At 66.2% G+C, this 23671-nt stretch carries 20 protein-coding genes and 1 tRNA gene; 9 read left to right on the forward strand and 12 right to left on the reverse strand.

The window, feature by feature from the left end; all coding sequences use genetic code 11:
- Nucleotides 1–240: 240 nt before the first annotated feature.
- Entirely contained in the window at nucleotides 241–744 is a 504-nt protein-coding gene (locus ACWW36_RS22825; protein ID WP_456142587.1) for a DUF402 domain-containing protein, read from the reverse strand.
- A 26-nt stretch (nucleotides 745–770) separates the two neighbouring features.
- Nucleotides 771–1334, reverse strand: coding sequence for a TetR/AcrR family transcriptional regulator (locus ACWW36_RS22830; RefSeq protein WP_456138238.1), 564 nt, complete (start codon nucleotides 1332–1334; stop codon nucleotides 771–773).
- 53 nt (nucleotides 1335–1387) lie between these two features.
- Between ACWW36_RS22830 and ACWW36_RS22835 the strand changes: the two genes are divergently transcribed.
- Both ACWW36_RS22835 and uvrB read left to right on the forward strand, forming a co-directional pair.
- Nucleotides 1388–2167, forward strand: coding sequence for a crotonase/enoyl-CoA hydratase family protein (locus tag ACWW36_RS22835; protein ID WP_456138239.1), 780 nt, complete (start codon nucleotides 1388–1390; stop codon nucleotides 2165–2167).
- Nucleotides 2168–2213: 46 nt separating this feature from the next.
- Nucleotides 2214–4364 carry an excinuclease ABC subunit UvrB gene (gene uvrB / locus ACWW36_RS22840; protein ID WP_456138240.1) on the forward strand — a complete coding sequence of 717 codons (2151 nt, stop codon included), beginning with the start codon at nucleotides 2214–2216 and terminating at the stop codon, nucleotides 4362–4364.
- A 12-nt stretch (nucleotides 4365–4376) separates the two neighbouring features.
- On the opposite strand, the gene ACWW36_RS22845 is transcribed toward uvrB, so the two are convergent.
- Nucleotides 4377–4694, reverse strand: coding sequence for an antibiotic biosynthesis monooxygenase family protein (locus tag ACWW36_RS22845; RefSeq protein ID WP_456138241.1), 318 nt, complete (start codon nucleotides 4692–4694; stop codon nucleotides 4377–4379).
- A 278-nt stretch (nucleotides 4695–4972) separates the two neighbouring features.
- Between ACWW36_RS22845 and ACWW36_RS22850 the strand changes: the two genes are divergently transcribed.
- The gene (locus ACWW36_RS22850; RefSeq protein WP_456138242.1) at nucleotides 4973–6373 is read left to right on the forward strand and encodes an MFS transporter; all 1401 of its coding nucleotides are present in this window, start codon (nucleotides 4973–4975) and stop codon (nucleotides 6371–6373) included.
- Here ACWW36_RS22850 and ACWW36_RS22855 read toward each other — a convergent pair.
- Entirely contained in the window at nucleotides 6339–7055 is a 717-nt protein-coding gene (locus ACWW36_RS22855) for a 5'-methylthioadenosine/adenosylhomocysteine nucleosidase (RefSeq protein WP_456138243.1), read from the reverse strand. The genes ACWW36_RS22850 and ACWW36_RS22855 overlap by 35 nt on opposite strands.
- 12 nt (nucleotides 7056–7067) lie before the next feature.
- Nucleotides 7068–7796: an MgtC/SapB family protein gene (locus ACWW36_RS22860; protein WP_456138244.1), complete on the reverse strand. Its 729-nt coding sequence runs from the start codon at nucleotides 7794–7796 to the stop codon at nucleotides 7068–7070.
- A gap of 94 nt (nucleotides 7797–7890) precedes the next feature.
- On the opposite strand from ACWW36_RS22860, the gene ACWW36_RS22865 reads away from it, so the two are divergent.
- The gene (locus ACWW36_RS22865) at nucleotides 7891–8664 is read left to right on the forward strand and encodes a DUF899 domain-containing protein (protein WP_456138245.1); all 774 of its coding nucleotides are present in this window, start codon (nucleotides 7891–7893) and stop codon (nucleotides 8662–8664) included.
- Between the two features lie 61 nt (nucleotides 8665–8725).
- Nucleotides 8726–8796: transfer RNA gene (locus ACWW36_RS22870), tRNA-Cys, on the forward strand.
- Here the strand turns inward: ACWW36_RS22870 and ACWW36_RS22875 are convergent.
- Nucleotides 8796–10739 (reverse strand): hypothetical protein, encoded by a 1944-nt coding sequence (locus tag ACWW36_RS22875; protein ID WP_456138246.1) that lies wholly within the window; start codon nucleotides 10737–10739, stop codon nucleotides 8796–8798. The genes ACWW36_RS22870 and ACWW36_RS22875 overlap by 1 nt on opposite strands.
- A 278-nt stretch (nucleotides 10740–11017) precedes the next feature.
- Here ACWW36_RS22875 and ACWW36_RS22880 point away from each other — a divergent pair, with 278 nt between their 5' ends.
- The 3 genes from ACWW36_RS22880 (at nucleotide 11018) to ACWW36_RS22890 (ending at nucleotide 13410) form a co-directional block, all read left to right on the forward strand.
- Nucleotides 11018–11995 (forward strand): hypothetical protein, encoded by a 978-nt coding sequence (locus tag ACWW36_RS22880; RefSeq protein WP_456138247.1) that lies wholly within the window; start codon nucleotides 11018–11020, stop codon nucleotides 11993–11995.
- 249 nt (nucleotides 11996–12244) lie between these two features.
- Nucleotides 12245–12547: a hypothetical protein gene (locus ACWW36_RS22885; protein WP_456138248.1), complete on the forward strand. Its 303-nt coding sequence runs from the start codon at nucleotides 12245–12247 to the stop codon at nucleotides 12545–12547.
- A 71-nt stretch (nucleotides 12548–12618) separates the two neighbouring features.
- A complete protein-coding gene (locus tag ACWW36_RS22890; RefSeq protein WP_456138249.1) occupies nucleotides 12619–13410 on the forward strand; it encodes a nitrilase-related carbon-nitrogen hydrolase in 792 nt (263 codons plus the stop codon).
- On the opposite strand, the gene ACWW36_RS22895 is transcribed toward ACWW36_RS22890, so the two are convergent.
- Genes ACWW36_RS22895 through ACWW36_RS22905 form a run of 3 tightly spaced genes read right to left on the reverse strand, consistent with a single transcriptional unit; the run spans nucleotide 13407 to nucleotide 16513 of the window.
- Nucleotides 13407–14219: an alpha/beta fold hydrolase gene (locus tag ACWW36_RS22895; protein ID WP_456142588.1), complete on the reverse strand. Its 813-nt coding sequence runs from the start codon at nucleotides 14217–14219 to the stop codon at nucleotides 13407–13409. The genes ACWW36_RS22890 and ACWW36_RS22895 overlap by 4 nt on opposite strands.
- 55 nt (nucleotides 14220–14274) lie before the next feature.
- Nucleotides 14275–14937, reverse strand: a complete 663-nt coding sequence (locus ACWW36_RS22900; protein ID WP_456138250.1) for a UdgX family uracil-DNA binding protein — start codon at nucleotides 14935–14937, stop codon at nucleotides 14275–14277.
- 37 nt (nucleotides 14938–14974) lie between these two features.
- Nucleotides 14975–16513 (reverse strand): glycosyltransferase family 39 protein, encoded by a 1539-nt coding sequence (locus ACWW36_RS22905; RefSeq protein ID WP_456138251.1) that lies wholly within the window; start codon nucleotides 16511–16513, stop codon nucleotides 14975–14977.
- A 375-nt stretch (nucleotides 16514–16888) separates the two neighbouring features.
- Between ACWW36_RS22905 and ACWW36_RS22910 the strand changes: the two genes are divergently transcribed.
- Nucleotides 16889–17335, forward strand: a complete 447-nt coding sequence (locus tag ACWW36_RS22910; protein WP_456138252.1) for a universal stress protein — start codon at nucleotides 16889–16891, stop codon at nucleotides 17333–17335.
- A gap of 13 nt (nucleotides 17336–17348) precedes the next feature.
- Here the strand turns inward: ACWW36_RS22910 and ACWW36_RS22915 are convergent, their stop codons facing one another.
- From ACWW36_RS22915 to ACWW36_RS22925, 3 genes are read right to left on the reverse strand one after another with little or no spacing between them, the layout of a single operon-like run.
- Nucleotides 17349–18359, reverse strand: a complete 1011-nt coding sequence (locus ACWW36_RS22915; RefSeq protein ID WP_456138253.1) for a dihydroorotate dehydrogenase-like protein — start codon at nucleotides 18357–18359, stop codon at nucleotides 17349–17351.
- Complete coding sequence (nifJ, locus tag ACWW36_RS22920; protein WP_456138254.1) at nucleotides 18359–21931, reverse strand: pyruvate:ferredoxin (flavodoxin) oxidoreductase; 3573 nt, start codon at nucleotides 21929–21931, stop codon at nucleotides 18359–18361. Before nifJ ends, ACWW36_RS22915 begins: the two co-directional genes overlap by 1 nt.
- Nucleotides 21928–23562 carry an NAD(P)-binding protein gene (locus ACWW36_RS22925; protein WP_456138255.1) on the reverse strand — a complete coding sequence of 545 codons (1635 nt, stop codon included), beginning with the start codon at nucleotides 23560–23562 and terminating at the stop codon, nucleotides 21928–21930. Before ACWW36_RS22925 ends, nifJ begins: the two co-directional genes overlap by 4 nt.
- Nucleotides 23563–23671: the final 109 nt, after the last annotated feature.

Genomic DNA, 23671 nt, shown 5'->3' on the forward strand with positions numbered 1-23671 from the left:
AGCCGCCGACGACACACCGAGGACCAGTAGGGCTACCAGCCCGCAGATTGCAGCGACGACCCGGGCGTGGCGCCGGCGAAATGAGTGCATACACACGTCTCCTGCAGGTATCTAGGCGTGCTGATCCCGACCGGCCCGATAGTGCCAAGCCATCGTTGAGAAAACGCTGAGAACCCTCTGACGACGGGGGCAGCAGAAGCTCAGGGCGATCGCCGACGGGACGGGAGTCACTCGTGCTTGCTATGTCCGCCAGGTCAGGGCCATGTCGTTGTCAGCCAGCCAGTGGTCGAGGTCGTAGTCGTGCCTGGACAGGCCCTCGATCGCGGTGACCGCGGTTTGCACCGCCTTTTCGCCGGTTTCCGGGGTCAGCAGGCCGTGCCGAACGGCTGTGAGAAGCTCGTCGACGTCGGACAGCTCGACTCCGACGCCGGTGCGAACGACCAGGTCGAGGTAGTGGTCTTCCGACTGCCAAGTCTTGGTTCCTGGCGTGTAGCGGCCCACGTCGAGGTAGTAGTCCTGATCGAGTTCGTGGCCGGGGTTGAAGTGGAACACGGTGGCGCGCAGGCTCAGTGACGGCAGCAGCCACGACTCCATGTAGTGGAACTGCGCCCTGCCCGGCGTCGGCCGTGCCATGTACAGGCCCCACGGCTCGACGGTGTAGACGTCGACCGCCCGCACAATGCCCTTCGGATCGGTGTTGGTGCGGGCGACCAGGTCGAACGTTTCGTGCTTGGGAGCGTGGATGCGTTCAGGATAGTGCGCCGGCCGAATCACTCCACCGATCGCCCGTGGAACGACATCGCAGCGCGCAGGGTCGCCTCGAGGGCGCGATGGACGTCGCGCAATGGCCGGATGTCGCGCCGAGCACGGCACAGCAGGATGGCGCCTTCGATGGCCGCAATGACCAGCGTGGCCAACCGCCGCGCATCCGTGCGGCCGACACCCGCGCCCAGCAACGCGTGTGCGATCAAATCCTGCCAGCGGGCGAACGCGGCGGCCGCCGCCGCGGTAGCGGTCGACCCAGCGTCGGCCTCCGCCGCGACAGCAACGATCGGACAGCCAGCGCGAAAGTTGCTGTCCTCAAGCACTTCTCGCCATGCGTCCACAAATATGTCGAGGGCGACGAGGGGGTCGCCGTTCTCGGAGGCCCGTTCAATTTGCCGCTCGATCACCGCTGCGGCCCAGGCAACCGTGTCGGCCGCAAGCTGTTCCTTGCCACCTGGGAAGTGGTGATAAATCGACCCGCGTGGCGCTCCGCTGTGCTCGATGACGTCGCGGAAGCCCGTGCCGCTGTAGCCCTGCTCCCTGAACAGCAAAGCGGCACTTTGGATCATCCGGTCTCGGCTATGGCTGGTTATGACGATCATCATAGTTTAGGGTCAGGACTATGCCAAGTGTCATAGTCGAACCACGCGACCACGTGCTCCATATCGGGCTCAACCGCTCCGCAAAGAGAAACGCTTTCAACGTCGACATGCTGCAGGACCTCGGCCGCGCGTACGAACGCCTCGAAACCGACGACAACCTGCGCGCGGCGGTGCTCTACGCGCACGGGGACCACTTCACCGGCGGGCTCGATCTCGCCGAGGTGGGGCCACGCCTGATCGAAGGATCGCTGGACTGGCCCGCCGACGCCCGCAATCCGTGGCGCAATGACGGACGACCGTGGACAAAGCCTGTCATCGCCGCCGTGCATGGGCTGTGCTTCACCCTCGGCATCGAACTCCTGCTGGCCGCCGACATCCGCATTGCCAGCGCGGACGCACGCTTCGCCCAGTTGGAGGTCCAACGTGGCATCTATCCCTTTGGCGGGGCCACCACGCGGCTGCCGCGTGAGGCGGGGTGGGGTAACGCCATGCGCTGGCTGCTGACTGGCGACGAATTCGACGCGGCCGAGGCGCTGCGAATCGGGCTCGTGCAGGAGGTCGTCCAACCGGGCAACGAGCGTGACCGCGCTGTTGAGCTGGCAGAACGAATCGCGACGCGGTCGGCGCCGTTGGCGGTGGGCACAATTCTTGCCGCCGCCCAACGCGCCATACGCGACGGCGAGCGGGCCGCTGAGGACCGACTTGTCGACGATGTCGTCGCTTTGTTCAAGACGACGGATGGCGCCGAGGGGGTGCGGTCGTTCATGGAAAGACGCCCCGCCCGATTCGTCGGCGCCTAAGTTCCGGGAACAGCCGATGTCGGTGGCTGGTTCTACCCTGGTGAACATGGCTTTCGCTACCGAACACCCCGTGCTTGCGCACTCGGAGTACCGCCCCGTCGATCAGGTCGTTCGGGCAGGCGGTCGCTTCGAGGTGGTCAGCGACTACGCGCCCGCGGGTGATCAGCCTGCCGCTATCGACGAGCTGGAACGCCGCATCACGGCGGGGGAGCGCGACGTCGTGCTGCTGGGCGCCACCGGTACCGGTAAGTCGGCCACCACGGCATGGCTGATCGAGCGGCTGCAGCGGCCAACTCTCGTCATGGAGCCGAACAAGACGCTGGCTGCGCAGATCGCCAATGAGTTGCGAGAGATGTTGCCGCACAATGCCGTTGAGTATTTCGTCTCGTACTACGACTACTACCAGCCCGAGGCATACATCGCGCAGACCGATACTTACATCGAGAAAGACAGCTCGATCAACGACGACGTGGAGCGGCTGCGCCACTCCGCGACGATGAGTCTGCTGTCCCGCCGCGACGTGGTCGTGGTCGCGTCGGTGTCGTGTATCTACGGTCTGGGCACACCGCAGTCCTACCTGGACCGGTCGGTCGAGCTCAAAGTCGGTCAGGAAGTGCCGCGCGACGCGCTGCTGCGGCTGCTCGTCGATGTCCAGTACACCCGCAACGACATCGCCTTCACCCGCGGCTCGTTTCGGGTGCGCGGCGACACGGTCGAGATCATCCCGTCGTATGAGGAGCTCGCCGTGCGCATCGAGTTCTTCGGAGACGAGATCGAGGAGCTGTACTACCTGCACCCGCTGACGGGAGACGTGGTTCGCAAGGTCGACTCACTACGCATCTTCCCGGCCACTCATTACGTGGCGGGTCCGGAGCGCATGGCACACGCCATCTCGACCATCGAGGCCGAGCTCGAAGAGCGGCTGGCAGATCTCGAGGGTCAGGGCAAGCTGCTGGAGGCGCAGCGGTTGCGGATGCGGACCAATTACGACGTCGAGATGATGCGCCAGGTCGGCTTCTGTTCGGGCATCGAGAACTACTCGCGCCACATCGACGGCCGCGGTCCAGGCACCCCGCCGGCCACGCTGCTCGACTATTTCCCCGAGGACTTCCTGCTCGTCATCGACGAGTCGCATGTGACAGTGCCGCAGATCGGCGGCATGTACGAGGGCGACATGTCCCGCAAACGCAACCTGGTCGACTTCGGGTTCCGGCTGCCCTCGGCGTGTGACAACCGCCCGTTGACCTGGGAAGAGTTCGCCGACCGGATCGGGCAGACGGTGTACCTGTCGGCGACACCGGGGCCCTATGAGCTGAGCCAGTCCAGTGGCGAATTCGTCGAGCAGGTCATCCGCCCGACCGGTCTGGTCGATCCGCAGGTGGTGGTCAAACCCACGAAGGGCCAGATCGACGACCTCATCGGCGAGATCCGCAAGCGCGCCGAGCGCGATGAGCGCGTGCTGGTCACCACGCTGACCAAGAAGATGGCCGAGGATCTCACCGACTACCTGCTGGAGATGGGCATTCGGGTGCGGTACCTGCACTCGGAAGTGGACACGCTGCGCCGCGTCGAGCTGTTGCGGCAGCTGCGGCTGGGCGACTACGACGTCCTGGTCGGCATCAACCTGCTGAGGGAAGGTCTCGACCTGCCCGAGGTGTCGCTGGTGGCCATCCTGGACGCCGACAAGGAAGGCTTCCTGCGGTCACCGCGCAGCCTGATCCAAACCATCGGCCGCGCCGCCCGAAATGTCTCGGGTGAGGTGCACATGTACGCCGACAAGATCACGGACTCGATGAAGGAAGCCATCGACGAGACGGAGCGGCGCCGCGCCAAGCAGATTGCCTACAACACCGAGCACGGCATCGACCCAAAGCCGTTGCGCAAGAAGATCGCCGACATCCTCGACCAGGTGTACCGCGAGGCCGACGACGTGGAGGTCGGTGGTTCGGGCCGCAATGCGTCGCGTGGCCGCCGCGCACAGGGCGAACCCGGACGGGCGGTCAGCGCCGGGATCATCGAGGGGCGCGATACGTCCAACATGCCGCGTGCTGAATTGGCCGACCTGATCAAGGATCTGACCGAGCAGATGATGGCAGCCGCGCGGGATCTGCAGTTCGAACTGGCCGCCCGCATCCGCGACGAGATCGCTGATCTGAAGAAGGAACTGCGCGGTATGGACGCCGCGGGTCTCAAATAGCGGCGAGTCGCATCACTGTTCGACGGTGAACACGACGTCGTAGAGCCCGGGATGCGACTGCCCGAGGGCGGCGTTGCGCTCGAAGAACCCCGCCTCCCGTAGCCGCTCGATTACCCGTTGGGCCGCGTCGAGGCTTTCGCTTTGTGCGTAGTTGACGACCCGTGTGCCGTCGTGACTCATGTGCAGGCTCGCCGAAAGCCATCCAGGCGTCTCACGCGCGAACAGTGCGGATTCGATCAGCAGGTCGACAAGCGCCTGCTGCCCGCCGGGCGGGACGGTGAAGGTGTTGATCTGGGTGACGATTCCGGTGTTGGCTCGAATGATCGGCATGCTGTGTCCTCTCGTTGGGGCGCAGCCGCCGACGGGCCTGACACGCGAGGCAGTGCATGAACGCGCCAAGCAGCCGGCGCGTCTGCGCCATTTGCTTGTCGCGGGTTCGCCCGAAGGCGACACGGAGCTTCCTCGCGGAAGGGACGGGCTTACCGTTGCCGTTCCTGGTCCTTTTCGACAGAGCAAGCCTAGGGGACCCGGTGACATTGCTCAACGCGGGCGAGTGACATCGTTCATGACTTGATCTCAACTTCAGTTGAGGTCTTAGTGTCTTTCTCGTGACCGACGCCGCGACGACAACCACGGGCAGCTGGCGCGAGCTGCTGGGCCCCAAGAACCTTGGGGCCTCGACCGTGCTCGCCGGCGGTGTGGCGCTCTATGCGACCAACGAATTTCTGACCATCAGCCTGATGCCGAGCGCCGTCGCCGAGATCGGCGGTCAGCGTTTCTACGCCTGGGTGACGACGGTCTATCTGGTCGGTTCCGTGGTCGCGGCCACGACTGTGCACTCAGTCCTGATGAGGCTTGGGCCCCGATGGTCATATCTGTTGGCGCTCAGCGTGTTCGGGGCGGGCAGCATGCTGTGCGCGGCCGCGCCGACGATGGAGGTCATGCTTGTCGGCCGGACGGTCCAGGGCGCGGCGGGTGGCCTGCTGGCAGGATTGGGCTACGCGGTCATCAACACGGCGCTGCCGCGTTCCTTGTGGACGAAGGCCTCGGCGTTGGTGTCCGCGATGTGGGGCGTCGGCACGCTCGTCGGTCCCGCGGCTGGCGGGTTGTTCTCGCAATTCAGTTCGTGGCGTTGGGCATTCGGTGTCCTGGTTGTATTGACCGCGGCAATGGCTGTCTTGGTGCCGATTGCACTGCCGGCGCGGGGCCACACGGACGACGCCCGCACGCCTATCCCGGTGTGGTCGCTGCTTCTGCTGGGCTCGGCGGCACTGGCGGTCAGTGTGGCCGGCATACCGCACGACACAAGGGCAACCGCCGCACTGCTCGTCCTCGGAGCCGCTCTCGTCGCGCTGTTCATCCTCGTTGACCGCCGGCTGTCCGCCGCCGTGTTGCCGCCAAGCACGTTTGGCCGAGGGCCGCTGAAGTGGATCTACCTGACGCTCGGTGTTCTCATGGCCGCCACGATGGTGGATATGTATGTCCCGCTGTTCGGGCAGAGGCTGGCGCACCTGACGCCTGTAGCGGCCGGGTTCCTCGGTGCGGGGCTGGCGGTCGGATGGACCGTGGGCGAAATCGGCAGCGCCTCACTGCGAAACAACCGGGTGATCATGCGCACGGTCGCGGTCGCGCCGCTCGTCATGGCGACGGGGCTGACGCTCGGCGCGCTGACTCAGTACGACGGGGCGTCCGTCGGGCTCGTCGCGGCGTGGGTGCTCGCGCTGCTGATGACCGGCGCAGGCGTGGGAATCGCATGGCCGCACCTGTCTGCGTGGGCGATGAGCTGTGTCGACGACCCCGCGGAAGGGCCCGCGGCCGCCGCCGCCATCAACACTGTGCAGTTGATATGCGGCGCGTTCGGCGCCGGGCTGGCCGGCGTGGCGGTCAACGCGACGGACACCGGAGACGCGGCGCCCGCGCGGTGGCTGTTCGCGGCCTTCGCGGTGCTGGCCGCGGTCGGTGTTGTGGCGTCGGTCAGAGCACGGGCAGCAGGCGCCGCAGAATCGTAGCCGAGGAGGCGGCGGCCTGATCGACGAACGTGGTGAAGTCGAAAAGCGCGTTGCCACCGGCGAGGTCGGACAAAGCGCGGACGACAAGCCAGGGTATACCGAACGCCTCGCACACCTGCGCGACGGCGCCTCCTTCCATCTCGATCGCCTGTCCGCCCAATTCGTTCAGCAGGCGACCACGTGTGGTCTCGCAATTCAGGTACTGGTCACCGGAGAGCACTGTGCCGTAGACGATTTGGCCCGGGATCGAGATGCCGTCCAGGCGCTCTTTGACGCGGGCGATCAGTTCGGGGTCGACAGGAAAGCCGAGCCGATCCGTCGGATTGATGACCGGGGCATATCCGGGCTGATATGTCCGCACGCGTTCGTTCTCGAGCACTCCCGCGTCGTGCTGGATGACCAGGTCCGCCACGACGATGTCGCCAATGGCGAGCCGCGGATCCAGTCCGCCCGCAACGCCCGTGAAAACGACTGCGCGGCAGCCGAACCGGTCGGCCAGCAGCGTGGCGACGATGGAGGCATTGACCTTGCCCATACCCGAGCCGGCAAGCACGACGTCATGGCCGTCGATTGTTCCGGTGTGGAAAACGGTGTGTGCCGCTTCCTCGCTGCGAGAGTCGACGAGGGCGTCGCGAAGGTGCGCGAGTTCCTGCGGGATCGCACAGATCAGTCCGATGGTCACACCGCAGTATGACTAGTCGGGGTCTTCGTCGAGCTGGCGGATCGCCGTCACGCCGTCGATACCGGCGAGCACCGTCGGGGCCGTCACGATGCGCCGGCCTGAGAGCGTCAGCATCACGCCGGACGTTCCCGCGCCGCCGGGTTCATCGGGTGTTTCGGCGTTGAGGTCGGTGAGCTGCCACTGGTGCCGGTCGCAGGCCTGAAGGAGTCGACTCATCACGCCGCGGCCTTCTTGGTAGGTGACGTGCATGGTCATCGACCCGCTCAACCGGGCGGACAGCCGCGTGGCGAGCGGCATGAATCCCACGATGATCAGAAAGTGCATTGCGGTCACGGTGACGGCGAGCAGCAGCAGGCCCGATCCGGCGGCCATGCCGATGGCCGCGGATTCCCAGACCGCTGCCGCGGTGGTCAGCCCGTGCACCGATCCGCGTCGGAAGATGATGATGCCAGCGCCGAGAAAGCCGATGCCAGAGACGATTTGGGCTGCGACACGAGAAGGGTCGACGACCACCAGATCGGCCTGGAGCACATCGGAGAAGCCGTACTTGCTGACGAGCAGGATCAAGGCGGCGGCAGTGCCGACGATGGTCTGGGTGCGCACCCCTGCGCTCTTGCCCTGAATTTCGCGCTCCAGGCCGATCAGCGCGGTCAACCCGAATGCGACGAACAGCTCGACGATCTGACGTGTGCCCTGTCCCGGACCGCCGAAGAACGGCGGATCGGCAAGCCAGAGGTCCATGGGAAGAAATTAACTCGCCACGCGATGGCCGATCACTTTCGACGCGCCGCGAAGTCCATATATCCGTAACGCCCATACGTTAGGAGTGATCTGTATGCCGACAACGCCCACCGCTTTTCCCGACGTCGCCACCCGCGACCAGTGGCTGGAGGCTCGCAAGAAACTGCTGGCGCGCGAACGCGAAGTCACTCACCTGCGTGACGCCGTCAACGCGGAGCGTCGCCGTCTGCCGATGGTGAAGGTGGAGAAGGACTACGTGTTCGACGGGCCCGACGGCGAGGTCCGGCTGCTCGACATGTTCGAGGGCCGCGATCAGCTGTACATCCACCACTTCATGTGGATCGATGCGATCGACGCGGGCTGCCCGAGCTGCACAGCGGCGGCCGATATGACGTTCACCGAAAGGGACCGTGCGCTGCTGACCGCCAAGGGTGTGACGTTCGCCTGCATCTCGCGGGCGCCGTATGCCAGCATCACGCAGTACCGGGACAAGCATCCCGACTGGACGTTTCCGTGGTACTCGTCGCGTGACAACGACTTCACCTACGACTATCACGTGACGCTGGACTCGAGCCGGGCACCGATCGAGTACAACTACAAGTCGCTCGACGAGTTGCACGCCGACGGGTGGACCGACGAGGACCTGCGCGGCGACTGGCCGGGCGCGAGCGTCTTCCTGCGCCGCGGCGACGAGGTGTTCCACACGTATTCGGCATATGCGCGAGGCCTCGACCATTCGGCGCCGGGTTACCCATTTCTGGACCTGACGCCGTACGGACGCCAGGAGCCGTGGGAGGACTCGCCGGCGGGGTGGCCGCAGGGGAGCGCCGCGATGGGTGTGCCGCAGGCCGAGCCGTCGACCGTTTAGCGATCACGGCGATCGAAACGCTGGGCCGGTGCCGGCCGCGGTGAGACAGTCATAACCCGTTGCGGGTGTGGCTGAGTGGCTAGGCACCGGCCTGCAAAGCCGTCTACGCGGGTTCGAATCCCGCCACTCGCTCAGTCGCCGACGTGTTCAGCATCGTCGGCACCCAGCCCGGCGGCGGTGCCGTCGTCGGGCACGAGCCGCATCCGCGGGCGGGGCCGGGGTGCGTTGTAGCCCATTGCATCGTCGCCCGCCCACGCATCCGCCATATCGAGCAGTTCGTCGGTGTGCGTGTTCACCTGAGCACGGCGGGTTTGCGTCAACACGTACGACGGAAGCTCCGCAGTCGCGCCGGGTCCGGCCAGCTGACTGTATGGCGTGGCTCCAGGCACATCCGTTGCGTACTTCTCGCGGAACTTCTCCAGCCAGACATCCAAACCCGCTGTGGCGGCGCGGAAACGAATCCACCGATCGTTGTCCCAACCCCATGTCGGCTCCACACCTGGCTGTGCGCCGGCGAACTGCGCGACGAGTTTCGCGGCTGCTGCCTCGCCGCGGCTCGCAAGTTTCGTGACGACCGGTTGGGGCATGGCCAGGTTCATGCCGCCCTGTTCGCCGGTGTGCCAGATCGTCACGATGCGGTCCCGGTATCCGGGCATGACCAGCTGACCGGCGTCCACCCAGCCGCGGGCCGTGTCGACGATCTCGAACAAGAACGACTTCAGTGCGTTGAGCCCGGACTTGGGGATCGACGACCAAGTCCGTAACTGCCCGGCTGCATTTGTCGTTGGGAGGTAACTGTTTTCATCCTCATTGGCGCTCTCGACCCGGTCCGGGGGGAAGGGTGCGAGGTCGACGGCGAAGGTCGGACGCGTCGGAAGGGGCGCGTCGAAAAAGTGCACCGGCAGGTTTGCGCAGATGCCGCCATCGGAGAACCAGTTGACGTCGAATCGCCGCTTCGGGGTGGCCGATGCACCTTCCTCCGCGCTTTGGGTTGGGTTGTCCCGAAGCCAGTCCTCGGCGGCCTTGCGCGCATCCCGGTTGGCCGCAACGGAATAGTCGACCGCGTGGAGGGGAACCGCCGTGATGAGCAGTGGGAAGCTCAGGCTCATGCGCGTCGCGACCACCACCGGAACGTCGAGCGGCGCGGGAAAGGGGCGCAACGGCAGCGCCTGCTCACGCAGTAGATCGCGCCGTCGAATTTCGTTCGGCGGCAGTGGTTTTCCGTCGCCCGCAGCGGTCGGCGGGTGCTCTTCCATGTAGCGGACAACGTCATCTGGAAAGATCCGCCGCATCTCATCCGGGTCGAAGAAATACTCCTGCGTCGACCACGGCATCGCCACGGGCTGATGCCGATTGAGGTTGGTGGTCATCATCCGAAGGTCGACTCCGCCCTGGGCAAGGTCGCCGAACGTCAAGACCTCTTGCCGTCCTGCCATCGCCTGAAGCTGATCGTGCAGCCAGGGGGTAAGGGCCGCCGCGCCGTCGCTGCCCGCGCCCGGCATGCCCGTGCACAGTCCGAAACCGGCCTTCGGGACGTCGGCGAGTATCTTCGCGATACCCCCGGCGATGCCGAGGATCTTGCCGAGCCCAGCCAGAAGTAGGCCGGCCACGATGCCGGCCCAGCGCGCCACTCCACTTCCCGTGGCGCTCACCACTATTACGGCGATGCCGGGCAACGCACCGGCAAGCGCCCACAGCCAGAACCCGCGTGCAAGCGCGACCACGGTCGGAAAGATCTTCGACGACTTGCCCATTCCGGCCGTAAACGCTCGATACAACGGATACGTGGCGGAGGTCGGCTGGAACAACCGGAACAGTGTCGACCCACCCGCCGGCGACGGGGCATTGATGACTGTGGGCAGATTTTCGAGCTTTTCGAACCCACCCGTCGCCCGTCCAAGCTCTGCGGCGGCTGCGGCGGCCGCGGCGATGGCACCCGCCGAGGCTCCGCCCACTGACCGCAGGCGATATGTCGTGGCGAGTTGGCACACGGCACGTGGATAGATCACCCCGCTGGTGATGCCTCCCTTCATTACGACGTCGCACTCCAGCGGAGGGTTTTCGGGATAATCCATGAGGCTCTCCTAGCGGCCGAGCCGCGCTGCCAGCCAAAAGTGAGTTTGCTAGCAAACCATATTGAGCGACAAGGTGTTTGGTGTTGCGATCACCGGATCGCCTCCTCTTGGCATCGGTTCGGTAACCGTCACAAATATCACTTGAGTAACTTTCGTAACACCATGACGATCACTCAGTAGCCGCGCTGTCCGAGAGATCCGGGAACAACATGTCACGCACCACGAATCGCCTGGCGGTAACCGCCATGGCGACCGCGGGGTTGCTCTGGCCTGTTCTGGTGCTGAGCTGCACTGCCGCCGCCGACCCGGCGCTGAGTCCCGGTGTGCCGTGTCTCGACATGGTGCAACAATTTGCGGCGGCCCCGCCCAGCATTCCCGAGTCTCTGAACACTGCGGCCTCGGCGCTCAGCGCGCCCGCGCCGGCGGCATCGCTTCCGCCCGTCCCGCTCGAAAGCCTCGTCCAGGGTCTGACCGCCGCGGCGGCTCCGAATCCGATTCCGCCCGTCCCTGCCGCACCCATTCCCGACGTTGCCCCACCCGTTGCCGCCGCACCCATTGCTGAGGCGGCCGGTGTGGTGCCTGCGCCGGCACCGCCCGTTCCGGTTGTCGCCGCGCCGCTGGCGGGCGCGTTGCCGCCAGTCCCGCCGGTTCCCGTCGTCGCGGGCGTTCCACCCGCGCCGCCGGTTCCTCTTGCCGCTCCTCCGGTCGCGGCTGCTCCAGTCGTCGACGCAGCTGCCGTCGCACCGCCGCCCCCTCCGGTACCTGCTGCACCGCTCGAGGCGCCCGCCGAGGTCGCGCCACCCCTTCCGGCGGCGCCCGTCGAAGAGGCCGCGGCCGCAGCTCTGCCACCACCTCCGGTTGAAGAGGCGCCTGCTCCGCCGGTCGAGGCCGCGCCGCTCGCCGCTCCCGTTGAGGCCCCCATCGAGGCCGCTCCGCTTGCTGATGCGGCTCCCGTAGAGGCCGCTTCGATCACCGAGGCCGCGAGTGTCATGCCCGCGCCGGCACCGGCTGTACCGGTCGTACCCGCACCGGCTGTACCGGTCGTACCCGTACCGGCGGTGGCGGGCCTGCCGCCCGTGCCGCCGGTGGCCGTTCCGGTCGCACCGATCGCTGACGCCGTGCCTGGCTTTCCGCTGCTGCCGAGCTCACTGCCGCTGCCGCATGACTTCGTTTGCGAAGGCACCGCATGGTCGGCCAAGAGCACGCCACACGCTGCGGCACGTGCGGGTCTGACGCCGATCCGGCGCGAGTGGTGACGTCCCCGCACTATCTCAAGCGGCACCTTTTGCACTTCCCTCACGTGCGAGTTGCCGCGCAAACAAGTAATCGCCAAAGACGCTGTGACACGGCTACGTTCAGCGTGTAGCTGAGCGCAGGCCTTCCAATTTGCTGGTTGCAGCTGTCTGCATTCCGGCGACTCGCAGCGCTTACCCAGCGCATCGCCAGGGGGTAGGCTGATTTGCAGTTCGGTGAGCGGATTTGGCTGTGGTAGTAGGGGTTTCATCGTGAAGGTTAGGAAGATCGGGGCCGAAGCGGCGATCGCGGGCGTATTGGCATTCACCGCCCTCGGAATGGGATCGGGCGTGGCGAATGCCGATCAGCCCATTCCCGCCACACCGGGTGTGGCGTGGAAGTTGGACCGCGGTCACGGTCACGGCGGCGGGGATTGGGACGGCGGCGACGACTGGAACGGCGGGTGGAACGGCGGTCCGGCGTGGTATGCACCGCCCCCGGCGCCGTGCGGCGTGGGTTACTGGGTGCCCCCGGCGGTGTCGCAGTGGATCCCACCCGCGGTGTGGGGCTGCTGACGAGGTCAACGCCTCGTCCTTGATGGCGGTTTCGACGAGCCGCAACTCGCCGTATTCCGTAGCCTTTCTGCATGACCCGCATTGCGTGCTGCCAGTTTGCGCCGACGTTCGGTGACCACGCAGCCAATGCCCGGGAGATCGAACAGCAGATCCGCACCGCGGTGACCGCGGGCGCCGACGTGATCGTGCTGCCCGAACTGGCCACGTCGGGCTACATGTTCCGCGACGCCGACGAGGCGCGAGCCGTCGCGCTCACCGTCTCCGATTTCGCCAATTGGTCTGCCGCTGCGGGTAATTCGATAGTCGTCGGCGGATTCTGCGAACTGGGCGAGGACGGTGAACTGTACAACAGCGCCGTCATGGTCGACGGCGGCGGGGTCCTTGCGCACTACCGCAAGACCCATCTGTGGGATCGGGAGAAGCTGATCTTCACACCGGGCGCGACGCTGCCACCCGTCGTCAAGACCACGCACGGCGAGATAGCCCTGATGGTCTGTTATGACCTGGAGTTCGGCGAACTCACCCGTCGGGTGGCACTCGACGGCGCCGAGCTGATCGTCGCGCCGGTGAACTGGCCGCTGTTCCCGCGGCCCGACGGTGAACACCCGGGCGAAGTCATCACCGCGATGTCGACCGCCAGGACCAACAAGGTCGCGATCGCGTGCTGCGACCGGGCCGGAGTCGAACGGGACCAGCCGTGGACGGAGGGTAGCGCGATCATCAGTCCGGACGGGTGGGTCGTCGCCTCGGCCGATCCCGGAACGGCGATGGCCATCGCCGATATCGACCTTGCGGCCACCCACGACAAGACGCTCACGGAGCACGTCCACCTGTTCGACGACCGCCGCATCGACCTGTACTAGGCGCGCAGCGTCTCGAAGATCTCGCGGTAATGCAGGTGCGCCATGAAATGCCCACCGGGACGGATGTAGAGCGTCGCGCCGGGGATTCGCTCGGCGAGCCGGTGCGGCCAACTGTGGTTGACCAGTTCGTCCTCGCTGCCGAACCAGATGTCGACGGGCACGGTCAGGTCTTCGGGTGCAAAACCCCACGGCCGCATCCATGCCCGGTACTCCTCGACCTCTCCGGCAGGCTTGCGTAGCGCCTCGTACGTCATCTGTGCGAATGCGGCCAATCCGCCCTCGCGCAGCACGGCGGCGTCCGCAGGGCCCAATTCGCCTGCGGCCATCCGGCCGTACAGCGGGGGCGCGAACCCGGCCATCGACGCCATCACAAGAAAACCCAGCCCAGCCAACCACGGTGCCCGCTGGGACAGCCGCGTGTAGACGCGATCCATCGTCGGCAACTCGTCGAAGACACCCGGTTCGGTCAACGGCAAGGCGCCCGCGATGATCGCCAGTCGCGTAACCCGTTGGTGCAGAACATGTCCCACCGCAGCTGCGTACTGTCCGCCCATCGACCACCCCATCACCGCGAACCGGTCGATCTCGATCTGGTCCAGTAGCTCCGCCACGTCGCGCGCCCAGTCCGTGACGGTGCGGTCCGACTGTGGATCGGACAGGCCGATGCCCGGTCGATCGGGTGAGATCAGCCGCACCCCGGTCTTCTCAGCCACAGATGCCGCAGCGGCGACGTCGAGGCGACAGGCCATTCCGCCGTGTGCGTTGACGATTGGAAAACCACGGGCATCGCCGTATTGCGCGTATCCCATCGATCGTCCGTCCCTCAGCCGGATGACGTGATCGACGGTGGGCTGCACTACACGATCATGTCTGATGACGCAGCAAACCGGCGGCGAACCGCAGATCCGACACCAGGGCGTCGAATGCCTGCTCACGCTCGGACGGCGGGCCGCGCAGCACAGATGACGGGTGAACCGTGACCGCCACCTGTGGGTCGAAATCGAGGTTGGCGACTTCGTCGGCCGCGGGAAGGCGTAGGGCCTCGCCGCGGTGAGCCGTCAGCCGAAATGTGCTGCCCATCAACGACTGTGCTGCGGTCGCCCCCATCAGCACGACGACATCCGGTTGCACCGACAACATTTCGGCGAACAGCCACGGCCGGCAGGCCACCACCTCGGTGCGGCTGGGTGTCTTGTGGATGCGGCGCTTACCGCGTTCGGGCAGCGTGAACTTGAAATGCTTGACCGCGTTGGTGACATACAGCCGTTTCCGGTCGATCCCGGCAGCGTCGAGAGCCTTGTCGAGCAGCTTGCCCGCCGGCCCCACGAACGGCGCCCCGGCCTTGTCCTCCTGATCGCCGGGCTGTTCGCCGACGAGCATCATGCCGGCAGCCGGCGCGCCCGCCCCGAATACCGTCTGAGTGGCGTTCAGATACAAATCACAGCCCTTGCAGCTCTGCGCGGCGTCCGAAAGCTCATCCAAATCCTGCGTATCGGGGACGAACTCGGCGGCACTCTGCTTTGCCATGTCCAACCGGTTACCCGGCATCGGGCACCCTCATTCGCTACCGAGTGGACTTGACGACCTGGGCGAAGCTGAACTGCCAGCGTTCGACGATATGGAAGCCGAGGCCCTGCGGCACCTGGTACGCCGGTGCCCGCCGCAGGCGCGGTCCCGGATCCAGTCCTGGCCCGCTCTGGCGCTCCGGCACGGTGCCATCGCGCTCCGATACCGTCCACAGCACGGTGCACTGACGAACACGGTCTGCCACGCTCCATATCGCGATGTGCGCGTCCCACAACCGGTTGCGTTCGACGGCGCGCTGTCCGCGACCCGGATCGACGAGCTTCGCATAGGCGGCGGGGCGCGCCGCCGTCAACGGCCGGATCGGACCCGGCTTCCACGCCGCGGTGTTGTCGAGGATCAGACAGTCGCCGGGGGAGGCATGTGCGGTGATGACGTCGGCGACCTGACTGAAGTCCATGCCCTCCTTCGCGTACGGGCCGCGCTGCGTCAGCAGGTAATTCGGTGTCGCCGCCAAGGCGAATACGGCCAGCACCGCTGTCACCCGTTCGCGGGTTCGTGCCACAGCCACAAAGCAGACCGCCAACAGCAGCGCCATGGCCGGCGAAGTGAAGCACAGATAGCGCGGGTAGTAGATCGGCGACTGCCACACCGAATACGCCAGCAACACCGCCGTCGGCAGCGCGATCCACGCGACGGCAACGACCACCAGGTTTCGGGTGTCCCGCGCTCGGAACCGGCGAAACATCGCCGGGGCGACGAGAACGAGGGCCGCGAGAACCGCGAACGGGACACTGTCGTCGAAGTACTGCTGTTGCGCGATCTCGAGCACCGTGCCCGCGTCAGGCGGCGAGATCCATCTCACCTGGGCGATCTGCGTGCGGCAGAACACAAGAAACGGCGCCACGATGACCAGCGCGACTCCCGACGAGACGGCAAACCGGACCACCGCCGACCGCGCATCGGCCATCACCGCGATCACCACCGCGTGAGCCAGCACCATCAACACCATGAACACGTTGAGCAACGTCGCGAGCACCAGCGCCGCCGCGTACACCGGCCACAGCGCCGCGGCGTTGCGCCGCACCGCGGTCACCAGGAGCACGGTCAGCCACACCGCTGCGGCTGCCGTCAGCGCATACGACCTCGCTTCGATTCCGGCCCACGTGATCCGGGGGAGTATCGCGAAGACGATGCCGGCGCAGACCGCCACCGTGCGGCTGGAGAACTGCTTGCCCAGCACGACGACGCCGGCCGCCGCGACACCGACGGCAAGGCCACTGGACAGTCTCGACCAGAACTCGGTGGGCGGAAAGATCGCGAACCAGCCGTGCATGACGAGGTAGTACAGGCCGTGTACCGCGTCGATGTTGTGGATCAGCCGCCACAGTTCGGGCACAGACCGGGTCGACGCCGAGATCGTCGCGGCCTCGTCGAACCACAAAGACGGCCGTGCGGCGCCCGCTGCGCAGACAGCCGTCGCGAACACCGCGACCATCGCGGGATCGAATCGTCCGGCCCGAACCCGCTCTGCCTGTTGGACGCGCGCAAGGCGCTGCGGTCTGATTGAAAGATCCACGCGCTCGACCCGTACCCCTTTCAGCGACGGCAAAACGGTAACCTGCGCAAACCCGTCATGCGCGCCGAAATCCGGTTATGGCCGCCGATTTTGACGGCGCCGTAGAGCGTGTGACGACTCTTGTTGTGGCCGTAGCAAATTCGTTGGCCTCGGTAGGAGCATGCGGATTCGCGCTGTGCCGCTATTGATCTGGATCACTCCAGCAACGCCGCTGCGACGCAACCGGCTGAATGGGCAACGGCGTCATGTCCATCACTGTGGGCAGGCCAGCAGGGTCACCGGCGGTTACCATCGGGTGTCGTCAATCGCGCCCCTGGTCAACGGCAACGGGTTACTGTCTCGGGTGGCGATGCAACTGACAGTGGGAGGGTATGCATGAGCGCCTATCAGACCGTCGTGGTCGGCACGGACGGATCCGATTCATCGCTGCGCGCGGTGGACCGGGCCGGCCAGATTGCCGCCGGGTCGAACGCGAAGCTAATCGTGACAACGGCATACTTCCCGCAGAGCGAAGACCAGCGCGCAGCCGACGTCCTCAAGGACGAGGGCTACAAGATGTCCGGCAATGCGCCGATCTACGCAATCCTGCGTGAGGCCCGCGACCGTGCGAAGGCCGCCGGGGCCGAGAACATCGAGGAGAAGGCGATCGTCGGCGCCCCGGTGGACGCCCTGGTCGATCTCGCCGAGGAAGTCAAGGCCGATCTGCTCGTGGTCGGCAACGTCGGCCTGAGCACCATCGCCGGGCGGCTACTGGGTTCGGTGCCCGCCAACGTCGCGCGCAGGTCCAAGACAGACGTCCTGATCGTTCACACCACTCCGTAGTCGCTGCCCCTACTCACGGCTCGCCGTAGAAGCCGCTGTTCGCCCGCCGCAGTGCGGTGACGTACTCACCGCGTTCGCGGGCGGTGGCGTCATCTTCGGCGGGCCACGCGAGCATCCCGCGCACTTCGTCCAGATCCGCGAAACCCTTCTGGCGCATCCATTCCCGTAGTCCCTCGATCAGTACACCGGCATGTTCTGGCCCGTGCCGAAGCAGCGCCGACGCGGTTTGCACGACGTCTGCCCCGGCGAGCAGGTACCTGACCACATCTCCGGCATTGTCGACACCCGTCGTCGCGGCAAGGGACGCGTTGACGCGGCCCCGCAACAAGGCGATCCAGGTCAACGGCAAGCGGCTTTCGGCCGGCGTCGACAGGAGTACGGACGGTGTGACAGACATCGTCTCCGGATCGATGTCGGGCTGAAGGAATCTGTTGAACAGGACCAGCGCGTCGGCGCCCGCGGCATCGAGCCGCTGAGCCATCTGGGCGGTCGCACTGAAGTACGGGCTCAGCTTCACCGCCACCGGCACCGTGACCGAATCCTTGACGCGGGACAGCACATCAAGGTGGCGTTGCTCGACTTCACGAGCGTCGATCTGCGGGCCTCCGGGGAGGAAGTAGATGTTCAGCTCGATCGCCGCGGCGCCGGCGTCCTGCATTGAGCGTGCGTAGGTGGCCCAACCGCCGGGTGTGCTGCCGTTGAGGCTGCCGATGACGGGTACCGCTACCGCACCGGCCGCCCGTTCGAGGTGGCGCAGATACCGGCTGGCGCCGTGGTCGTCCTCGACTGCGGCGGGAAAGTAGCCCAGTGCCTCGGCGTATGCCTCGGCGCCCTGGGTGAACAGTCGGGAGTTTTGGGCAGCCTCGCGTCGGATGTCCTCCTCGAACAGGGAGTACAGCACCACCGCGCTGGCGCCGGCGTCGGCCAGCGCTTTGATGCCGTCGACCGTCCGGCTCATCGGTGAGGCCGCGGCCATCACTGGATTGGCCAAGGTCAGACCCAGGTAGCGGGTGGTGAGGTCCATCAGCGGTCCTTGCGGGCGTCGGACGGAAAATGCTGAGGCCCGCGTTCAGCCATGTCTTCGTAGGTGGCCCAGCGTTGATCGACGGCCTCCTGCGCAAGGGCCAGCAGCCGATCGGCCTCGTCGGGGTCGGAGTTCGCCAGGCTGCGGTAGCGCAACTCCCGGTAGAGGTAGTCGGTCAGGGCAATGCGTGGTCGGTGCGAGTCCAGCATGAACGGAGACTTGCCGGTGGCCCGCACGACCGGGTCATAGCGCGCCAGCGGCCAGTGCCCGCTGGCCACGGCGCGGTACTGCTGGTCGAGACCGTGGCGCATGTCGATGCCGTGGGCGATGCAGTGGCTGTACGCGATGACGATCGACGGCCCGTCATACGCCTCCGCTTCGCGGAACGCCTGCAGCGTCTGCTGTGGATCGGCACCCATCGCCACCCGTGCCACGTAGACGTTGCCGTATGCGATCGCTTGCAGCGCAAGGTCTTTCTTCGGCACGGTCTTTCCGGCCGCGGCGAATTTGGCGACAGCGGCCAGCGGTGTGGATTTGGACATCTGGCCGCCGGTGTTGGAATACACCTCCGTGTCGAGCACCAGCACGTTGACGTTGCGGCCGCTGGCCAGGATGTGGTCCAGCCCGCCTGCGCCGATGTCGTATGCCCAGCCGTCGCCGCCGACGATCCAGATGCTGCGCCGCAGGAGATGGTCGACGACGCTGCGCAGCTCGTCGGCCTGCGCGGGTTCGAGGCGGTTGAGGCGGGATACGAGGTCGGCCACGCGTCGTCGCTGCGCGTCCAGTTCGGATTCGCGCACCTGCGGCGCGGTCAGGATGTCGTCGACCAGGTCCGCGCCGAGGGTGTCGCGGTGTTTCTCGAGCAGCTGCCTGGCTTGCCCCGTGTGAGTGTCGGCGGCCAGGCGCAGGCCCAGGCCGAATTCGGCGTTGTCCTCGAACAGCGAGTTCGACCAGGCTGGTCCACGCCCTGCGGCGTCGGTCGTCCATGGTGTGGTCGGCAGGTTACCGCCGTAGATCGACGAGCAGCCCGTCGCGTTGGCGATCGTCAGCCGGTCGCCGAACAGCTGCGACAACAGCTTGAGGTAGGGCGTTTCGCCACACCCCGCACACGCACCCGAGAACTCGAACAGGGGCTGCAGGAACTGCGTCCCGCGCACGGTGCCGAAATCGACGCGCGACCGGTCGGCCGCAGGCAGCGTTTCGAAGAACGCGATGTTCTGCCTTCCGGCGGGCACGAGAGGTTCGCGCTGAGACAGGTTGATTGCCTTGGTGACTGGAACGCCGGGAGTCGTCGCGGGGCACGCCTCCACGCAAAGTCCGCAACCCGTGCAGTCCTCGACGTAGACCTGCAGTGTGTAGCGGGTGTCGGGCAGGCCGACGGCGTCCAGCGGTGCCGACGGGAAGCCATCCGGAGCCTCGTCGAGCCGGTCTTGGTCGTAGAGCTTGGTGCGGATCACGCTGTGCGGGCAGACGAAACTGCAGTTGCCGCATTGGATGCACGTATCGGGATCCCACACGGCGACGAGGTCGGAAATGTTGCGCTTTTCGTACGCTGTGGTGCCGCTGGGGTAGGTGCCGTCCACCGGCAGCGCGCTGACCGGCAGCGCATCACCGCGGCCTGCGATCATCTCTGCGGTAACGGTGCGCACGAATTCCGGTGCGCCAGCGGGCACGAGCGGTGCGAGGTCGCGCGTCGTGGTGACGTGGTCGGGCACGTCGATGCGGTGCAACCCCTCAACCGCGCGGTCGATCGCCGCGAGTTCACGCGCGACGACGTCAGCGCCCTGATCGCCGTACGTCTTCGCAACGGCATCCTTGATTCGGGCGATCGCGGTCTCGTAGGGGAGTACTCCCGAGATCGCGAAAAAGCACGTCTGCAGAACGACATTGATGCGACCGGCCAGCCCGACCTCCCTGGCGATCCGGCTCGCGTCGACGGCGTATACCTGGATGTGCTTGTCCACGATCTGCTTCTGTACGGGCCGCGGCAGCGCGTCCCAGACGGCGTCGGCGCCATGGCGGCAGTTGAGCAGCAACACCGCACCCGTCGCGGCACGACCCAGCACGTCGACCCTGTCCAGGAACCGGAACTGGTGACATCCCACGAAGTCGGCCTTCGAGACGAGGTACGGCGCACGAATCGGCTCGGGTCCAAAGCGGAGGTGCGAAACTGTTTGGGAGCCAGACTTTTTCGAGTCGTAGACGAAGTATCCTTGTGCGTAGAGACCTTCTTCGGCGCCGAGGATCTTGATGGTGTTCTTGTTCGCGCCGACGGTGCCGTCCGAACCGAGGCCGAAGAACACAGCGCGCACGGTGCCGGGGGATTCGGTGTCGAAGTCGGGGTCGTAGTCGATACTGCTGCCCGAGACGTCGTCGTCGATTCCTACGGTGAAGTGAGACCGTGGCGTCTCGCGGGCGAGCTCGTCGAACACCCCCGCGACCATGGCAGGCGTGAACTCCTTCGAAGACAGCCCATAGCGCCCGCCGTACACACGCGGCAGCGTCGATCGCTCGCCGCGACTGTACGCCTCGGTCAGCGCGCCGACGACGTCGAGATAGAGCGGTTCGCCGAATGAGCCGGGTTCCTTGGTGCGGTCCAGGACCGCGATCGTGCGCGCGGTTTTCGGGAGTGCGTCGAGTAGCGCCTCCGCGGGGAAGGGCCGGTACAGACGCACATACAGCACGCCGACACGCTCTCCGCGCCCAGTCAGCGCCGCCACCGTTTGTTCGGCGGCCTGCGCTGCCGAGCCCATCAGGACCAGCACCCGTTCGGCCTCGGGATCGCCGGTGTACTCGACGATCCGCATGCGCCGCCCGGTTCGCTCACCGAGCTGGCGCATCACGTCGTCGACCACCGCGGGAACTCGTGCATAGAACGGGTTCACGGTCTCGCGGGCCTGAAAATACGTGTCGGGGTTCTGCGCGGTGCCGCGGATGAACGGCCGCTCGGGCGACAATCCCCGCGACCGGTGAGCCCGGATGAGATCCTCGGGAACAAGCGCGTACAGGTCGTCGTCGGTGAGCGTCTCAATGGTGTTGAGTTCGTGTGACGTGCGGAAGCCGTCGAAGAAGTGCACGAACGGCACCCTCGTACGCAGCGTCGCCGCCTGCGCCACCAGCGCCAGGTCGTGCGCCTCTTGAACCGAACCCGACGACAGCAGCGCGAAGCCGGTCTGGCGCACCGCCATCACGTCCTGGTGGTCGCCGAATATCGATAAGCCTTGGGCAGCAATAGATCTCGCTGCGACATGAATCACCGCGGAGGTGAGCTCACCCGCGATCTTGTACATGTTGGGAATCATCAGCAGCAGGCCTTGCGACGAGGTGAACGTCGTCGCAAGCGCGCCGCCCTGCAGCGAACCGTGCAGCGCGCCAGCGGCGCCGCCTTCGCTTTGCATCTCCACCACCGTTGGCACGGTGCCCCATACGTTTTGGCGTCCCCGGCTGGACCACTCGTCGGCCAGTTCCGCCATCGGCGATGACGGCGTGATCGGGTAGATGCAGCACACCTCGTTGAGGCGATAGGCGACTGAGACGGCCGCCTCGTTGCCGTCGATCGTCGCGCGTGTCATCGCGGCTCCTGGACCATGTCGATGGCATGCACCGGGCACTGCTCAAAGCACGTCGCGCAGCCGGTGCATCGGTCGTAGTCGAATCGGTAGCGCTGTCCGGGGCCGAGTTTGATCACCGCGTCTTCCGGGCAGGCGCCGAGGCAGCCGTCGCATTCGAAACAGTTACCGCACGAAAGGCATCGGCGCGCCTCGAACGTCGCCTCGGCGGAGGACAGTCCACCGACGACCTCATCGAAACTCGAAATGCGTTGGGCTGGTTCCAGTTCAGTTTGATCACGTCGAGCGGCGTCGCCGAAGTACCACAGATGCAGCTTGTCGAAATCCGCGATTGGGTGTTTTGCCGACCGACCGGCCGATACCCCACGCAGCCAAGCGTCGATATGGCGTGCAGCCTTCTTGCCGTGGCCGACGCCGACGGTAACTGTGCGCTCACAGGGCACCATGTCGCCACCGGCGAAAACGCCCGCGCAGCCGGTCATCATCGTCGGCGAGACCCGGACCGAGCCGTCGTCGTCGAACTCCACGCCAGGCAGAGTGTGCATGAAGGCCGATTCCGTCACCTGGCCCAGCGCCATGATCACGGTGTCGGCACTCAGCGTCTCGAAGCGACCGGTCGGTTGCGGTCGTCCCGATTCGTCGAGTTCCATGACCTCGACCTGAAGCTCATGTCGATCGAACGCGGTGATTGTTCGCAGCCAATGTATTTGGACGCCCTCGGCTTCGGCTTCGGCGGCCTCGTCATCGTGTGCGGGCATCTGGCCCCGGGTGCGACGGTAGATGATGACGGCGTCGTCGGCGCCGAGTCGGCGTGCCACCCGAGCGGCGTCCATCGCGGTGTCGCCGCCACCGTAGACCGCAACGTGCCTGCCGAGCTCGGGCCTCTCGCCGGACGCCACGCCGCGCAAGAAAGTCACGGCGTCAAGCATCGAACCCGCGTCCTGGGTAGGAATATTCACCCGCTTGGCCAGATGCGCTCCGACTGCGACGAATACGGCGTCGAAGCCGCCGCTGCGGCGTTCGGCGTCCAGATCCTCAACGCGGTGTCCGCACGTGATCTGCACGCCGAGTGCGGCGATTCGCTCGATCTCGGAGTCGAGCACGGACCGCGGGAGCCGGTAGCTGGGTATCCCGTAGCGCATCATGCCGCCGGGTTGGTCTCCTGCGTCGCGGATCTCGACGTCATGGCCGAGACGGCGAAGGTGATAGGCGGCCGACAGCCCGCTCGGTCCCGCACCGACGACCAGAACTCGCTTGCCGGTCGATTGCACGGGCCGGTCGAACTCCCATCCATGCTCACGGGCCGAATCGCCGAGGAAGCGCTCGACCGCATGAATGGAAACCGCGGTGTCGAGAGCGGCACGGTTACACGCGGATTCGCACGGGTGATAGCAGACCCGCCCGTGGATCGCGGCGAACGGATTGTCCGCGACCAGCTGTCGCCACGCCTGTTCGTGACGTCCTTCGCGGGCGTGGCTCAGCCATGCCTGAATGTTCTCCCCGGCGGGGCAGCCGGCATTGCACGGCGGGAGGAGGTCGACGTAGATCGGGCGGCGGTCTCTGTCCGCTCCCGCGCGCGGTTGGCCGTGCAGCAGGTCGGGCAGCGGCGTGAGGTCCCGCCCCGCGGGGGTCATGGCTCCAGCATCCCGATCCGCCATGCCTGGCGAGTAGGGGACAAGGTCACCGGCAACTGCTGCTCTTCGACCCTGGCCGGGTCACGGCCTGCCGTCGCACCATCGCGAC

The organism is Mycobacterium sp. MMS18-G62 (genome assembly GCF_053877835.1).

Excerpts from the sequence above, each read along its gene's own strand:
- nifJ (WP_456138254.1), bottom strand. The coding sequence starts at position 21,931 with ATGACACGCGCGACGATCGACGGCAACGAGGCGGCCGTCTCAGTCGCC.
- ACWW36_RS22875 (WP_456138246.1), bottom strand. The coding sequence starts at position 10,739 with ATGGATTATCCCGAAAACCCTCCGCTGGAGTGCGACGTCGTAATGAAG.
- ACWW36_RS22915 (WP_456138253.1), bottom strand. The coding sequence starts at position 18,359 with ATGGACCTCACCACCCGCTACCTGGGTCTGACCTTGGCCAATCCAGTG.
- ACWW36_RS22860 (WP_456138244.1), bottom strand. The coding sequence starts at position 7,796 with ATGGACCTCTGGCTTGCCGATCCGCCGTTCTTCGGCGGTCCGGGACAG.
- ACWW36_RS22830 (WP_456138238.1), bottom strand. The coding sequence starts at position 1,334 with ATGATCCAAAGTGCCGCTTTGCTGTTCAGGGAGCAGGGCTACAGCGGC.
- ACWW36_RS22835 (WP_456138239.1), top strand. The coding sequence starts at position 1,388 with ATGCCAAGTGTCATAGTCGAACCACGCGACCACGTGCTCCATATCGGG.
- uvrB (WP_456138240.1), top strand. The coding sequence starts at position 2,214 with ATGGCTTTCGCTACCGAACACCCCGTGCTTGCGCACTCGGAGTACCGC.
- ACWW36_RS22925 (WP_456138255.1), bottom strand. The coding sequence starts at position 23,562 with ATGACCCCCGCGGGGCGGGACCTCACGCCGCTGCCCGACCTGCTGCAC.
- ACWW36_RS22865 (WP_456138245.1), top strand. The coding sequence starts at position 7,891 with ATGCCGACAACGCCCACCGCTTTTCCCGACGTCGCCACCCGCGACCAG.
- ACWW36_RS22910 (WP_456138252.1), top strand. The coding sequence starts at position 16,889 with ATGAGCGCCTATCAGACCGTCGTGGTCGGCACGGACGGATCCGATTCA.
- ACWW36_RS22895 (WP_456142588.1), bottom strand. The coding sequence starts at position 14,219 with ATGGGATACGCGCAATACGGCGATGCCCGTGGTTTTCCAATCGTCAAC.
- ACWW36_RS22845 (WP_456138241.1), bottom strand. The coding sequence starts at position 4,694 with ATGCCGATCATTCGAGCCAACACCGGAATCGTCACCCAGATCAACACC.
- ACWW36_RS22890 (WP_456138249.1), top strand. The coding sequence starts at position 12,619 with ATGACCCGCATTGCGTGCTGCCAGTTTGCGCCGACGTTCGGTGACCAC.
- ACWW36_RS22900 (WP_456138250.1), bottom strand. The coding sequence starts at position 14,937 with ATGGCAAAGCAGAGTGCCGCCGAGTTCGTCCCCGATACGCAGGATTTG.